Genomic DNA, 14038 nt, shown 5'->3' on the forward strand with positions numbered 1-14038 from the left:
CGGCGCGACGGCCCGACACCATCCCGGGGGCGCTGGAAGCGGCCCCGATCGGGCAGTGGAATCACAACAGAGGATGATGCACAGGGTATTGACAGGTGATCAACAAACGATTGATCGGCAGGTGATCAAGCTGCCGGCGCAGCGGATCGGGTCGTGCCCACTCATCGCCGGCCTGCCCGTCCGGGCCTGCGACGACAAGGAGACCGCCACCGCCGCGGCGCCGCCCGGACGCCCGGGTCTTTCTGACCGCCCACCCACTGCATTTGGCGAGTTGGAAATTATTCAAGTGAGAGAAATTCTGGAGGCGGGGGGACGATCGGGCACCGATTTCACTTATGCTCAGCAGCGCTCTTACGGCAGCAGTCCACAGCCACATCAACAAAAGGCCAGTGTGAATGAGTCAGTGTTCCGCGGTGCTGGGAGAAACAGCCGCCGATCCATCCCGCGCTCCCCACGACGCTGCGCGGCGCATGCGGTTCAGCGTTCTCGGGCCGTTCCGCGCATGGCGCGGGGAAACCGAACTGGATCTGGGCCCCGCCCAGCAGCGGGCGATGCTGGCGGCACTCGCCCTGCGGGCGGGCCGGACCGTCTCGGTCGACGAGCTGGTCGACTCCCTGTGGGGCGAGGATCCCCCGGCCAGGTCGGTGGGCGTGCTGCGCACCTACGCCTCACGGCTGCGGCGCGTGCTGGAGGCGGACCGTTCGCACCCGGAGGTCCTCGTGTCGGCGGGGGGCGGCTACCTGCTCCGGCTGCCGTCGAGCTGCCTGGACGTCGACCATTTCCAGGAGCAGGTCACCGCCGCCGAACAGGCCCGTGAGGCGGGTGACACCTCCGGCGCGGAGACGCTCTTGCGGAAGGCGTGCGCCATGTGGGAGGGAGTCCCACTGGCCGGTCTTCCCGGCCCGCTCGCGCAGATGCACCGGGCCCGGCTGACCGAGCAGCGACTGTCCGCGGTACGGGCCCGCCTGGAGGTGGAACTGGAGCTGGGGCGGCACGCGGCGATCATCGGCGAACTGACCGCACTGGTCAGCGAACACCCCCTGCAGGAGTCGCTGCGCGAACTGCTGATGCTGGCGCTGTACCGCAGCGGGCGAAAGAGCGAAGCCCTGGCCGTGTTCGCCGATGCCCGGCAGGCGCTGGCCACCGAACTGGGCATCGACCCGGGCCCCCCACTGCGCGACCTCCAGCATCGCATTCTGCAGAGCGATCCGGGCCTGTCGGCGCCCCTCACCCCGGAATCCGGGAAGGCGGGCAAGCAGACGGGCCGCACGCGTACCCGTCCGGCGCAACTTCCCGCCGACATCGCCGACTTCACCGGCCGGGAGGAGACGATCCGGCCTTTGCGCACCGACCTGACCGCCGACGGCGCGGGCATGCCGCTGGCGCTGGTGTCGGGTATGGGCGGGGTCGGCAAGTCCGCTCTCGCCGTTCATGTCGCCCATGCCGTACGCGACCATTTCCCGGACGGGCAGCTCTATGCCGATCTGCGGGGCGCCGGCGATTCCCCGGCCGATCCCGCCCAGATCCTCGCCGGTTTTCTGGTCTCCCTCGGAATTGCCGAAGCGGCAATACCGGAGGGAATCACGGAACGGTCGGCGCTGTTGCGCTCGCGCCTGGCCGACCTCCGGGTGCTGATGCTGCTGGACGATGCCCGCGACAGCGCCCAGATCCGTCCGCTGCTCCCCGGCTCGTCGTCCTGCGCGGTCCTGGTGACCAGCCGGGCCTGGCTCACCAAAATACCGCCGTCCCTGCTGGTGAAGCTCGAACCCTGGCCGTCCGACGAGGCGGTGGCGCTGCTCACCCGCATCGTCGGGGACCAGCGCGTGGCAGCCGAGCCCTCCGCGGCCCGGCAGATAGCCAAGGCATGCGGGTTCCTGCCCCTGGCGGTACGGACCGCGGCCTCCCGGCTGGCCTCCCGGCCCGCCTGGCGGCTGTCTCAGCTGGCCGGCCGGCTGGCTTCCGAGCGCTACCGCCTGGCCGCGCTGGAAGCCGGCGATCTGGCCGTCGAGGCGTCCTTCCGGCTCAGCTACGAACAGCTCGACGAGCAATCCGCCCGCGCCTTCCGGCTGTTGGCCCTCCCCGACGGCCCGGACGTCTCCTCGGCCGCCGCCGCGGCCCTGCTGCAGGTGCCCGAGCATGACGCCGAACGGCTGGCCGAGACGCTGACCGACCTGGGCCTGTTGTCCTGTCCGCATCCCGGCCGTTACCGCTACCACGACCTGCTGCGGCTGTTCGCCGGCAAGCTGGCCGACGAAATCGACGGGCCCGCCGCGCAACACGCCGCCCTCGAACGGCTGCTGCGCCACTACCTGGCGGCGGTGACCGGCCTCTACCGGGTGATCAGGCCCGGCTACCCCTTCCCCGACCTGGTGTCGCCCGGGGTGCCCGAGCGGGTGTTCACCGACCCGCTCGACGGAATCGACTGGGTGCAGGCGGAGATCGCCGCCGTGCTCGCGGTGGCCCGGCAGGCCCTGCGGGAAGCCGGCGCCTCGGTGCCGGTGCTGGCCGATCTGGTGCTGGTGCTGATCCAGCTGGTCGACCTCGGCAAAATGGTGCCGGAACTGTGCGCGCTGGCGCGGCGAATCGCCGAGGCCGCGCGGGCGGCCGGACTTCCCGACTGCGAGCTGCGCGCCCGGTACACCCTCTTCTGGGCCTTACGGGAGACCTTCCGCACCCAGGAAGCACGGGCAGAGGCGGAGCAGGTGGTCGCACTCTGCCGGCAAGCCGGCCAGGACGCACTGTTGGCCCCCGTGCTGGTGGGGCTGGCCCTGACGAGCGTGCACCACGGTCCCGACGAGAAGGTCGCGGCCTGGTGCGACGACGCGGTGGCACGGGCCGCCGCACTCGGCAACCGGTCGATCCAGGCATTCGTCGAGGGCATGGCGGCCATGGTCGACACCGCGATCGGACGACCGGAACAGGCCCGTCAGCGGACCGAGCGGAGCCTTCAGGTGTTCCGTGAACTCGGTGATTTCATCGGCCAGGTCCACATGCTCTATGTGCGGGCCATGGCGCTGCACGGCCTGGGCCGCCTCGGTGAGGCGTACCTGGACTACGAGGAGTGCCTGGCCGCCCTGAATGCCTTCGGGTCCCACGACCGGATCCCCGGCGTGATGGTGGCCCTGGCACAGCTGCACCGCGCCGCCGGGCGGTCCGCACAGGCGGTCAGCGTGGCGGAAGCAGCACTGGCCGCAGCCAAGGAGGTGGGGCTGGAGCAGCGCCAGGCCAGGGCGTTGACGGTCCTCGGGCAGGCCCGCTGCGACCTGGGGCAGCGCGACTGCGGCCACGCCCACCTGCGGGACGCCCTCGCCATCTTCCACCGGCTCGGTACCGGCGAAGCCGCGCAGATCCAGATGCTGCTCGCCGAGGAGAAGTCCCCGGCACCGGTGAGTGAGCACCCGTCCGGGCCGGGCGCCGGATCGCCGGGTCCGCCACCGGCACCCACACCCTCCTGACCGAAAGAGGCCTCGCGTGACCATCGCCGCAACAGACACGACGCCGGCCGGCACCAGCCGGGTGCTGTCCTGCCTGGACGTCCTGGAGTCCGAGGCGGTGCACATCTTCCGCGAGGTGGCCGGTGAGTTGGAGCGGCCGGTGATCCTCTTCTCCGGCGGCAAGGACTCCATCGTCATGCTCCACCTGGCACGGAAGGCGTTCACGCCCGCGCCGGTGCCCTTCGCACTGCTGCACGTGGACACCGGGCACAACTTCCCGGAGGTCATCGCCTACCGCGACCGCACCGTCGCCCGGCACGGCCTGCGGCTGCACGTGGCCTCGGTGCAGGACTTCATCGACCGCGGTGAGCTGCGCGAGCGCCCGGACGGCACCCGTAACCCGCTGCAGACCGTCCCCCTGCTCGACGCGATCGAGACGAACCGTTTCGACGCGGTCTTCGGCGGCGGCCGACGGGACGAGGAGAAGGCCCGCGCCAAGGAACGGGTGTTCTCGCTGCGCGACGAGTTCGGTGCCTGGGACCCGCGCCGCCAGCGTCCCGAGCTGTGGTCGCTCTACAACGGCCGCCACGCCCCCGGCGAGCATGTGCGGGTCTTCCCGCTGTCCAACTGGACCGAGCTGGATGTGTGGCAGTACATCGAGCGTGAGGGCATCGACCTGCCCGGGATCTACTACGCCCACGAGCGCGAGGTTTTCTCCCGGTCCGGGATGTGGCTGACCGCCGGCGAATGGGGCGGCCCCAGGGACGGCGAGCAGGTCGAGACCCGCATGATCCGCTACCGCACCGTCGGCGACATGTCCTGCACCGGCGCCGTGGACTCCGACGCCACCACCATCCAGGCCGTCATCGCCGAGATCGCCGCCAGCCGCCTCACCGAGCGCGGCGCCACCCGCGCCGACGACAAGCTGTCCGAGGCCGCCATGGAAGACCGCAAGCGCGAGGGGTACTTCTAGCCATGACCACCACCCTGCTGCGGTTCGCCACCGCCGGCTCCGTCGACGACGGCAAGTCCACCCTCGTCGGCCGCCTCCTGCACGACTCCAAGTCCGTGCTCGCCGACCAGCTCGAAGCCGTCGAACGCGTCTCCCTGGACCGCGGCCGGACCACACCCGACCTCGCCCTCCTCACCGACGGCCTGCGCGCCGAACGCGAGCAGGGCATCACCATCGACGTCGCCTACCGCTACTTCGCCACCCCGCGGCGCCGGTTCATCCTCGCCGACACCCCCGGCCACGTGCAGTACACCCGCAACATGGTCACCGGCGCCTCTACCGCCGAACTCGCCGTCGTCCTCGTCGACGCCCGCAACGGCATCGTCGAACAGACCCGCCGCCACGCCGCCGTCGCCGCCCTCCTGCGCGTGCCCCACGTCGTCCTCGCCGTCAACAAAATGGACCTCGTCGGCTACGCCGGAACCGTCTTCGCCGCCACCGCCAAGGAATTCACCGCCTACGCCACCGACTTGGGCATCCCCGACATCACCGCGATCCCGGTCTCCGCACTCAGCGGCGACAACATCGTCGAACCCTCCGCCCACATGGACTGGTACGACGGCCCCACCCTCCTCGAGCACCTGGAAACCGTGCCCGCCGGCCACGGCCTGACCACGCGCCCGGCCCGCCTCCCCGTCCAGTACGTCATCCGCCCGCAAAGCGCCGAGCACCCCGACTACCGCGGCTACGCCGGGCAGCTGGCCTCCGGCACCCTCCGCGTCGGAGACACCGTCACCGTGCTGCCCTCCGGCCGCACCACCACCGTCACCGGTATCGACGCGCTCGGCGAACCCGTCGACACCGCTCAGGCCCCGCAGTCGGTGACCGTGCTGCTCGCCGACGATGTGGACGTCTCCCGCGGCGACCTCATCGCCGCCCATCCGCTTCCAGCGGTCACCCGCGCTATAGAAGCCGCTGTCTGCCACCTCAACGAGCGCCCGCTGCGCGCCGGGGACAAGGTGCTCCTCAAGCACACCACCCGCACGGTCCGGGCCCTGGTCAGTGAGGTCTCCCACCGGGTCGACACCGACACGCTCGAACAGCACTCCGGCGCCGACGGGCTGAACGTCAACGACCTCGGCCGCGTCGTCCTGCGCACCGCCGAGCCGCTGGCCCTCGACTCCTACACCGACAACCGCCACACCGGGTCCTTCCTCCTGATCGACCCGGCCGACGGCACCACCCTCACCGCCGGCATGGCGGGCGGGCGGTGCTTCCCGTTCCGAGGTGACCGCACCGATGCCTGAGACCCCCCGCCGCATCGCCGTGGCCGGCGCCGGAGCCTCCGGCACCCTCACCGCAGCACAGCTTCTCCGCAGGGCCGCGGCGCTCCAGGCCGATCTGGAGGTGTGGCTGGTCGACCCGGCCCCCACCACCGGCCGCGGCGTCGCCTACGCCACAACCGCCGCGTACCACCTGCTCAACGTCCCCGCCGGCCGGATGAGCGCCCACCCCGACGCACCCGACCACTTCGTCCGCTGGCTGGCCCGACGCGCCCCGGGCGCCCACACCGGTGACGACCACGTTCCCCGAGCCCTCTACGGCGCATACCTCGCCGACGTGCTGGCCGCTGCGGTGTCCGGGCCCGGCCCCGGACACCTGCACCGCGTCCACGAACGGGTCGTGGGCGCACGCCGGACCGGCCACGGCGTCACCCTCACCCTCGGCTCCGGCAAAACCCTGCCCGCGGACGCGGCCGTCCTCGCCCTGGGCAACCCTCCCCCCTGCCAGGCCTGGGTCCCGCCCGCCCTGCGCCGTTCCCCGCGCTACCTGCCCGACCCCTGGGCCCCGGGCGCCCTCGAAAGCCTGCCGCGCGACGGCGATGTCCTCCTCGTCGGCACCGGACTGACCATGGTCGACATCGCCCTCACCCTCAGCCGCACAGGCCACGCGGTCCAGGCGATCTCCCGTCACGGCCTGCTCCCCCAACCTCACGCCGAATCGCCGCTGCCCGCGGCTCCCCCGCCGTCCATCGCCCCGGGCGCGGACATCCGCCGGGTTCGCCGGGCCCTGCTGAGCCACATCTCGGCCTGCCGCCGCACCCACGGCGACTGGCGGGTGGGAATCGACAGCCTCCGCCCCGTCACCACCGAACTCTGGCAACACCTCTCCCCCGCCGACCAGGCCCACTTCCTCCACCACGACCAATGCCTCTGGAACACCCACCGCCACCGCATCCCACCCGCCGGCGCCCGAGCCCTGCGCGACGACATCGGCGCGGGCCGGATTCAGGTCGCCTCGGGCGAGATCACCGACGCCGTTCCCACCCGCGATTCCGTCCGGATCCGGCTCCGCGACGGCCGCAGGCTGAGCGTCGGTGCCGTCGTCAACTGCACCGGGCCCCAGGCAGATGTACGCCGTATGGACGACCCGCTCGTCGCCGGTCTCCTCACCACCGGCCTGGCCACCCCCGACCCCACCGGCCTCGGCCTCCGCACCACCGCCGCCGGCCGCCTGAACCCAGCCGATGGCACCGCCCCGGCCGCCCTCTGGACCCTCGGCCCGCTGCGCCGCGGCGCGTTGCTCGAATCCACCGCCATCCCCGAGATCCGCATCCAGGCCCACGCCCTCGCCGCCACCCTCCTCGCCTCCGGGAGCGGACTTCACCCGTCCCTTCCGCACAGCTCCGCCTGCGCCCCGTCCGGCCCGCCGGAACATCACCTCGCGTCCGGCGAACCGGCATGACGGCTGCCCGGCGGCAGGGGGACCCGGCAGTGCGGCAGGCGTCGGCCTTGTGGCGTCGGAGGGGGCCTTCGGCGCGGGCGCGGCAGGTGGCGAAGCCACCGTGCAGGACCTCGGGGTGACCCGGGCGGGCAGGCCTGCGGCCGCGGTGCGTGATCCGGTGTCCAGGCGGGCCCTCGTGCAGGCCGGCCGATCGCCACCAGCAGGCCGGGCGCCGCGCTGCCGGCACATGTCTCCCGCCGCCGAGGACCACGGCCAGGGCGCTTCTTTCGGATCATCGCGGGAGTCGCGGGGCGGACCGGGGCCGAGGACGGTGCCTCCACCCGCTTGTTCAGGCCCGCTCCGGCGCCGGGCGCCGCCGGTGCCCTCAGGACCGTCGGCGCCCGGCAGTGGTCAGGAGCAGGGCTTGTAGAAGTGCTTCCAGCCGTCGCCGGGCATGGCCGGCGGCTCCGACGTGCTCCCGAACTCGCCGTACTTCTGCTGCAGTTCGTAGCTGTAGTTCCCCGGGCCGCTGCCCGGATTCGTCAGGCGCACGTCCCGGTCCAGCTGCCCGTCACCGCGGTTGTTGAGGATCGCGAGGTCCGGGTACGCGTCACCGCCGTAGTTGGCGATCCCAAGCTGCTGAACCTCGCCCTGGTCGCCGATGTCGGAGTGCCGGGACTTGGCGGAGGTCAGGTTCGACCGCTTGAGGGGGCCGGGGCGGTACTCCGCGACGCGCGCCGTCGAGGGGTCGTCCCCATCGGCCGGCTTGACGAGGTTGACGACCATGTCCAGGGTGCCGTCGCGCTGGAAGTCGGCGACCGCGGCGGACGCGACCTCCCCCTTCCTCGCGCCGAGAAGGGCGCTGACGGCGTATTTGGTGCCGAACTGGCCGTTCGCGGAACCCCACTGGATCGTCATCCTGGTGCCGGTGAGGCCGGGGTTGCTGATCTTGTCCGGGTGGCCGTCGCCGTCGAGGTCACCGACCAGCGTCGTGGCATCGGCCAGGCACGGGGCCGTCGCCGCGGCGGCCTTCCCGGCCCGTGCCGCGCCGCCCTGGGCCGGCGCGGCGGCCGCATCGGCCTGGAAACCGGCAACAGCCAGGGGCAGGGTGACGGCCGCGACCGGCACGGCGATCAGGTGGAAGCGCTTACGAAGCATCTCGAACTCCTTACGTCATTGCTGCGAGGTGAGATGCCGGCAGCGCCCCGCACGTTGATGCCCGGATCGCTGTATTACACAACCGTGACGTGCGAACGGGAGGACGGGATGACCCGGCTGCTCGGCGGAGCAGGCCGCCGGCCGGGCGACCGGCAGGCTGTCACCGCCGGAACGGCCGGACCACCGTTCGCCTTCCCCTGAAGAGCCGCGAGGGGGCCGGTACCGGAGCCGCTTCCCTGTGGCAGTACGCAGCTCGCCTCGTCGAGGGTGCAGGCGTACGGAACGAGAGGACCTTCCGGGGCAACTACGCCACGGCCACGGACCGGATCGCGGAGATATCGAACTGCAGTCGGACTTTCTCGCTCACCATGGCGCCGCCCGCCTCCAGGCGTTGGTTGTAGACCAAGCCCCAATCGGTGCGGTCGATGGTGGTGGTGGCGTCAAAGCCGGCCCGCTCATAGCCGAACGGGTCCAAGACCGAGCCGAGGTAGTCGAGTTGCAGCTCGACGGGCCGGGTGATGCCGCGGATGGTCAGATCCCCTGTCATGCGGAAGCTCTCTGCGCCCTCATGGAGGGTGGAGGTGCTGCGGAAGACCATCTCCGGATAGCGGTGTGCGTCGAAGAAGTCGGTGCTGATGAGGTGTGCGTCCCGCTGTTCCACGCCCGTTTCGACACTGGCGACCCGAATGACGAGTTCGGCCCGGGACCGGGAGGGCCGGGCTCCGTCGAAGTACAGCGTGCTGTCGTAATCGGCGAAAGCACCCCGCACCGTCGTGACCATCGCGTGCCGCACGGAGAATCCGATGCGACTGTGTGGGCGGTCGATGGTCCACTGCCCGGTCAGCGCACCGAGTGCGGGGTCGAGAGCGACTCCGGTGGCATCGGCCGCCGGGAAAGGCGTACGGGGGCCGGCAGCCGGCGTCGGTTCGATAGTCGTGCTCTGGCGACGGCTGAAGATACCCATGCGGTCGTAGCCTTCCTCGAATCTGATTACTCCGTGCTATCACGGCATGGGCAGCCGGTTCACAGCGAGATGGACGGCCTCGTCCGGAATGCATGCCCCCCGGCTGCAAAGATGCACAAGATCGACACGAATGTGGATGCACTGTCGGGCAGTCAGGTGTCACGTATTGTCACCCCAGCGCTCGCTTCGCTCGCCGGGATCCGCAGGGCGCCACCCGAAGCCGCGGTGGCAACCGCGGCGATGGCCGACCCGGTAGCCCGGAGGCAGTGGCCGCTTCCGCATCGGCCGAGGAGGTTGCCGCCGGTCATTCCGCCGCGATTCGACAGCTCATTTTCCAGTCCCTGTATTGCCCAGGTTTGATCCAGGCACTTGACCTGTCGGTCAACTCAGCCCTCCCATGGTGTGAGTGTCCACACCGTGGAATGCCCAGGTGTGGCCACCCCCTCCGCCCGGAAGGGTGAGGAACGCGCCCGGTCTGGGCAACAAGAGGTAAGCAGAAGGGAATACGGCTGGTGCCAGGGAAAAACAAGGACAGGCGCGGGGACAAGCGCTTAGAGCGAGATGCCGGGTGAACGCCCCGGACACCAGCAGTGTCGAGCCCGGATGTGCACAGGACGACGAGCGGTTCGTCCGTCTCTCGGTCGCGCTGACAGGATTCGACGCCACTGAACTCGCGGCCACCGGAATGACGGAAATCTACCGGGCGATCGTGCTCAAGCGCCTCGGGCCCCTGTCTTACGGCACACTCGTTGACGCTCTGGCCGATCCGACGGCCGACCCCCAGGCTCTGCTGGACGAGGACGCAGCACTCCGCGAACTCGCGCGGCCGGTATGCCACCTGTGGTACCTGGGCGTCTGGCCGGGGCCGCCCGGACAAGCGGACCGGCCGGCCCCCGACGTCGCGGCGCGGGCCTATGCCCACGGGCTGGTGTGGCGCAGCTTCGGCGGCCACGCACCCGGCGTGGGACGCCCCGGTCACGGCTCCTGGGCGCACCCGCCCGCCAATGTGACGGGAGGTGGAAGACGTTGACCAGCAGGGAACACTTCGATGCGATCGTCGTCGGAGCGGGCATCGCGGGCTCGCTGATGGCCCGGCAGCTGGGCGCGCGGGGCTGGCAGGTGCTGGTCCTGGAGGCCGGCTTGGGCGACGGCGACCAGGGCAGCGGGCAGGCGGCGGACGAGGAACGGTTCCGGGCAGCGCCGGCGAAAATCCCCAGCTCGGCGATCGCCGCCAACCCCTTGGTCCCGTCACCCGATGTCCTGGATCTCGGCGGCGTTCCCGGCGGCGGGTACCGCGCCGACGGATATCTGGTCCAGAACGGCCCCCTGCCCTACGCGAGCGGCTATCTGCGCGTCAACGGCGGTACGGGCACCGCCTGGACAGGCCTCACCCCGCGCATGCACCCGGAGGACTTCCGCACCGGTGACCTCGGATACGGCCGCAACTGGCCGCTCTCTTATGCCGAGTTGGAACCGTACTACCGTGCCGCGGAACACGAGCTCGGCGTGGCGGGCGACCTGGCGGAGCAACGGGACCACGTCGGCCTCCCCTTTCCGGACGGCTATGGCTTCCCACACCTTCCGGTCCCCGCGAGCCACCTCGACAGGATGCTTGCCGAAAGGCTCGACGGACGCCACGTCCTGGACCCCGCGCATCCGCGCCCGACCGCACTACGGGTCGTCGGGACACCTCAGGCACGCAACAGCACGGCCACCGACGCAGACGGGCCCGCCTGCGCAGGCAGTGCCAGCTGCATTCCCCTCTGCCCCACCGGGGCGAAATACACACCGCGACGCACCCAGGAACGCTGGGGCCCAACCGTCACCCTGCTCACCCGCGCCGTGGCCGGACGGCTCCACACGGACGCCACCGGCCGGGTCACCGGCGTCGAGTACCAGCGGTACGACACCCCCGACCGTCCCGCCACCCTCACACCGCGGACGGTATATGCGGACACCGTGGTGCTGGCCGCCCACGCGATCGAGAACGCCCGGCTCCTGCTCACCTCCGGTCTGGGCAACTCCAGCGGACAGGTGGGCAGAAACCTGATGGACCACCCGGTCCTGCTCACCTGGGGCCTGATGCCCGAGCAAACGGGGCCCTACCGAGGGCCCGGATCGACCTCCGGCCTGGAGGGATTTCGCTTCGGTCCGGCCCGTGCCGCCCGCGCGCCCTTCCGCATCGAGATCGGCAACTGGGGCTGGGGCTGGGCGGCCGGCCCGCCCGACGGCGAGGTCGCCGCACTGCTGCGCCACGGGAATCCCGGGGAGCCCGGTGGCGCGGGCGCAGGCCGGGGGCTGTTCGGCAAGGCGTTGCGGCAGGCCGTCGGGGACCGGATCGGACGGCAGTTCGCCCTGCAGTTCGAGATGGAGCAGAGTGCCGATCCCGCCAACCGCGTCACGCTCGACGCCCGCCGCCGCGACCTGCTCGGCAATCCGCGTCCGGTCCTCACCTACGACCTGTCCGATCATGTGAAGCGGGGCATCGCCGCCGCCAAGGCCGTATCCGACCAGATCTTCGCCCTCCTGGGGGCGCAGGACCACAGCCGGTATGAGCAGGGGCCTGCCCAACCCGGGTGGTTCTCGTACAAGGGGCGGCCCTACGCCTACCGCGGCGCGGGCCACGGGGCGGGCACTCACCTGATGGGCGAACACCCCGGCGACTCCGTGGTCGACTCCTGGCAGCGCTGCTGGGATCACCCCAACCTGTATGCCGTGGGCTGCGGCAGCATGCCCTCCCTCGGCACGTCGAACCCGACCCTCACCATGGCCGCGATCACCCTGCGCAGTGCCGAGCAGATCCACCGGGACCTGGCCGGACAGCGCAGAGCGGTCGCCTTGCCGGTTCCGGGGCACACCCCCGGGCCGGCCGCACCCGCGGAGGCTTCCACCTCATGACCCACCCTCTCTCGCTGCCGCCCGTCGCCGCGCCGTACCAACTGCCCTTCCACTACGGGGCCCTGCACAACATCGGCCTCGACTACCTGGTCGACCCCGGCCCGGTGCGCGACATGCTGGCCAAGCGCCACCCCGACCTGACCGCGGCCGACTTCGGCGGCCGGGCCTGCGTCACCCTCAACTACCAGCTGTACTTTGCGCAGTACCCCAACGGCGGCGGCATCACCCAGGAGATCGAATACAGCATCATCGCCCACCCGACCGCGAGTGCCGGCCACCTCGCACGCCTGTCGTACGAGGAGTTCGCCCACGGCTACGACCAGACCAAACTGCTCGGCATCGCCCGGCTCCATGTCCTGTGCGACAACCCCCTGGCCATCGAGGCGGGGACCACGCTCTACGGCGAACCCAAGTACCCGGCCTGGTTCGAGACCACCCTGCCCTCCCCCAACGGGCCGGCCGGCGACACCTGGTCGGTCACCTGCAAACAAGCCGGGCCCGCCCGTTCCGGGAACGGTATCGAGCGCGGGGAAACGGCCCTGTTCTCATTCGAGGCCGCCCTGACCGGGCTCCCCCGCACTCCGGTCAACAACACTCCCATCACCGGCTACGGCACCGACCCGACCGGCCGCCCGCTGGCCGGCCCCCTGAACGTGTACCAGCCCTACCAATACCTCTCGCTGGCTGACGGGGCCGGCGACCGGGTCCGGCTGAGCATCCACGACGAGACCTCAGCGGTCGGCACCGACCTGACCACGCTCATCGGCGACGCCCCCGCAGCCGGGGCATGGACCTACCAGTCGCCACCGGTCGCGGCCCACAACCGCCCGTACTACGTCCCGCGCGCCGAGTGAGGTAACCCGGCGCGCGCCGCCGGCCCGGCCCTCCACCACTCCCCGGCCGGGGCACGGTCGGCAGCCGGGCCGGCGGATGGCCCCGTTACGGCCGGGGCTTGTTCGCGAACACCCACCGGTTGCCCGCCAGCGCGTCGTTCTGCTCGGGCAGCGGACCGCGTCCGTGCCGGCGGGTGAAGTCGAAGGGGGTGTGGACCGATGTGAACCAGCCCTTGCCCGCCAGATCACCTGCGGAGTCGGGCCGCGGCTCACCGTCGAACAGGTTGAGCAGGTCGATGCCGATCTGGTCCTTCGTCGAGGTGTAGAGCGGGCTGTCGCGGTATTCCAGCAAGTCCTTGTCGAGCTTGACCTCAAAGGCCAGAGCGCTTCCCCCCGTGCTCAACCGGTCCACCGTGTCGATGAGGTATGTCTCGGCGGCGTTGGACAGGTAGAACAGCAACCCCTCGGCCAGCCAGACGCTCGGTGCGGCCGTGTCGAAGCCGGCGTCGGTCAGCGCTCCCACCCAGTCGGCACGCAGATCGGTCGGAATCGGTACGCGCGCCGCCTTCGGTGTGGCCGGCAGTCCGCCGAGCACCTTGTGCTTGAACGCCAGCACGCCTTCCCGGTCGATCTCGAAGATCACGCAGCCGGGAGGCCAGTCGAGCCGGAACGCCCGCGCGTCCAACCCCGCCCCGAGCAGGACCACTTGGCGGGCGCCCGTGTGCATCGACCGGAGGAGAAAGTCGTCGAGGACCCTCGTGCGGAGACCGAAGTAACGCGCGAATCGCCCCCACAGCGGGTTCGTGTCCCCGTCCGGTACCTGTTGCATGCGGACCGGCCAGCCCGCGGACGCCGGTGCGGCGAGCACAAAGTGCTCTGCGTAGACGTCCCGTGCCAGACTGTCGTGGCGGTGGGTCTCGATCGCCCGTGCCGCGGCGACCAGGAGAGCGGTCAGGCCGACGCCCCCTTCCACGTCTTCCACACCGGTGTGCCGATGCGCTGTGCCGGCCATGTGTCCTCCCGTGGCGCGAGTTGAGATCCCGAACAGAGGACAGCCGGCGGCGTGGAACGCCTC

At 71.1% G+C, this 14038-nt stretch carries 10 protein-coding genes; 7 read left to right on the forward strand and 3 right to left on the reverse strand.

What is annotated here, in order from left to right:
- Positions 1 to 470: 470 nt before the first annotated feature.
- The 4 genes from ACWGJY_RS05270 to ACWGJY_RS05285 are packed head-to-tail and all read left to right on the forward strand — an operon-like array spanning position 471 to position 7131.
- Positions 471 to 3455, forward strand: coding sequence for a BTAD domain-containing putative transcriptional regulator (locus tag ACWGJY_RS05270; RefSeq protein ID WP_453259439.1), 2985 nt, complete (start codon positions 471 to 473; stop codon positions 3453 to 3455).
- A gap of 22 nt (positions 3456 to 3477) precedes the next feature.
- Positions 3478 to 4407, forward strand: coding sequence for a sulfate adenylyltransferase subunit CysD (gene cysD / locus ACWGJY_RS05275; protein ID WP_453259544.1), 930 nt, complete (start codon positions 3478 to 3480; stop codon positions 4405 to 4407).
- Positions 4408 to 4409: 2 nt separating this feature from the next.
- Entirely contained in the window at positions 4410 to 5693 is a 1284-nt protein-coding gene (locus ACWGJY_RS05280; RefSeq protein WP_453259440.1) for a sulfate adenylyltransferase subunit 1, read from the forward strand.
- Positions 5686 to 7131: an FAD/NAD(P)-binding protein gene (locus ACWGJY_RS05285; RefSeq protein ID WP_453259441.1), complete on the forward strand. Its 1446-nt coding sequence runs from the start codon at positions 5686 to 5688 to the stop codon at positions 7129 to 7131. The genes ACWGJY_RS05280 and ACWGJY_RS05285 overlap by 8 nt, the downstream gene beginning before the upstream one ends.
- Positions 7132 to 7521: 390 nt before the next feature.
- Here ACWGJY_RS05285 and ACWGJY_RS05290 read toward each other — a convergent pair whose 3' ends face one another.
- Both ACWGJY_RS05290 and ACWGJY_RS05295 read right to left on the reverse strand, forming a co-directional pair.
- Entirely contained in the window at positions 7522 to 8268 is a 747-nt protein-coding gene (locus ACWGJY_RS05290; RefSeq protein ID WP_453259442.1) for an FG-GAP repeat domain-containing protein, read from the reverse strand.
- Positions 8269 to 8572: 304 nt separating this feature from the next.
- Entirely contained in the window at positions 8573 to 9232 is a 660-nt protein-coding gene (locus tag ACWGJY_RS05295) for a YceI family protein (protein ID WP_453259443.1), read from the reverse strand.
- Positions 9233 to 9800: 568 nt separating this feature from the next.
- Between ACWGJY_RS05295 and ACWGJY_RS05300 the strand changes: the two genes are divergently transcribed.
- From ACWGJY_RS05300 to ACWGJY_RS05310, 3 genes are read left to right on the forward strand one after another with little or no spacing between them, the layout of a single operon-like run.
- Positions 9801 to 10262: a hypothetical protein gene (locus tag ACWGJY_RS05300; RefSeq protein ID WP_453259444.1), complete on the forward strand. Its 462-nt coding sequence runs from the start codon at positions 9801 to 9803 to the stop codon at positions 10260 to 10262.
- Positions 10259 to 12130 (forward strand): GMC family oxidoreductase, encoded by a 1872-nt coding sequence (locus ACWGJY_RS05305; RefSeq protein ID WP_453259445.1) that lies wholly within the window; start codon positions 10259 to 10261, stop codon positions 12128 to 12130. The genes ACWGJY_RS05300 and ACWGJY_RS05305 overlap by 4 nt, the downstream gene beginning before the upstream one ends.
- Positions 12127 to 12984, forward strand: coding sequence for a hypothetical protein (locus ACWGJY_RS05310; protein WP_453259446.1), 858 nt, complete (start codon positions 12127 to 12129; stop codon positions 12982 to 12984). Before ACWGJY_RS05305 ends, ACWGJY_RS05310 begins: the two co-directional genes overlap by 4 nt.
- Positions 12985 to 13069: 85 nt before the next feature.
- Here ACWGJY_RS05310 and ACWGJY_RS05315 read toward each other — a convergent pair whose 3' ends face one another.
- Positions 13070 to 13975: a class I SAM-dependent methyltransferase gene (locus tag ACWGJY_RS05315; protein WP_453259447.1), complete on the reverse strand. Its 906-nt coding sequence runs from the start codon at positions 13973 to 13975 to the stop codon at positions 13070 to 13072.
- Positions 13976 to 14038 lie beyond the last annotated feature (63 nt).

The organism is Streptomyces sp. NPDC054765 (genome assembly GCF_053612065.1).

Excerpts from the sequence above, each read along its gene's own strand:
- ACWGJY_RS05290 (WP_453259442.1), bottom strand. The coding sequence starts at position 8,268 with ATGCTTCGTAAGCGCTTCCACCTGATCGCCGTGCCGGTCGCGGCCGTC.
- ACWGJY_RS05285 (WP_453259441.1), top strand. The coding sequence starts at position 5,686 with ATGCCTGAGACCCCCCGCCGCATCGCCGTGGCCGGCGCCGGAGCCTCC.
- ACWGJY_RS05295 (WP_453259443.1), bottom strand. The coding sequence starts at position 9,232 with ATGGGTATCTTCAGCCGTCGCCAGAGCACGACTATCGAACCGACGCCG.
- ACWGJY_RS05280 (WP_453259440.1), top strand. The coding sequence starts at position 4,410 with ATGACCACCACCCTGCTGCGGTTCGCCACCGCCGGCTCCGTCGACGAC.
- ACWGJY_RS05310 (WP_453259446.1), top strand. The coding sequence starts at position 12,127 with ATGACCCACCCTCTCTCGCTGCCGCCCGTCGCCGCGCCGTACCAACTG.
- ACWGJY_RS05270 (WP_453259439.1), top strand. The coding sequence starts at position 471 with ATGCGGTTCAGCGTTCTCGGGCCGTTCCGCGCATGGCGCGGGGAAACC.
- ACWGJY_RS05315 (WP_453259447.1), bottom strand. The coding sequence starts at position 13,975 with ATGGCCGGCACAGCGCATCGGCACACCGGTGTGGAAGACGTGGAAGGG.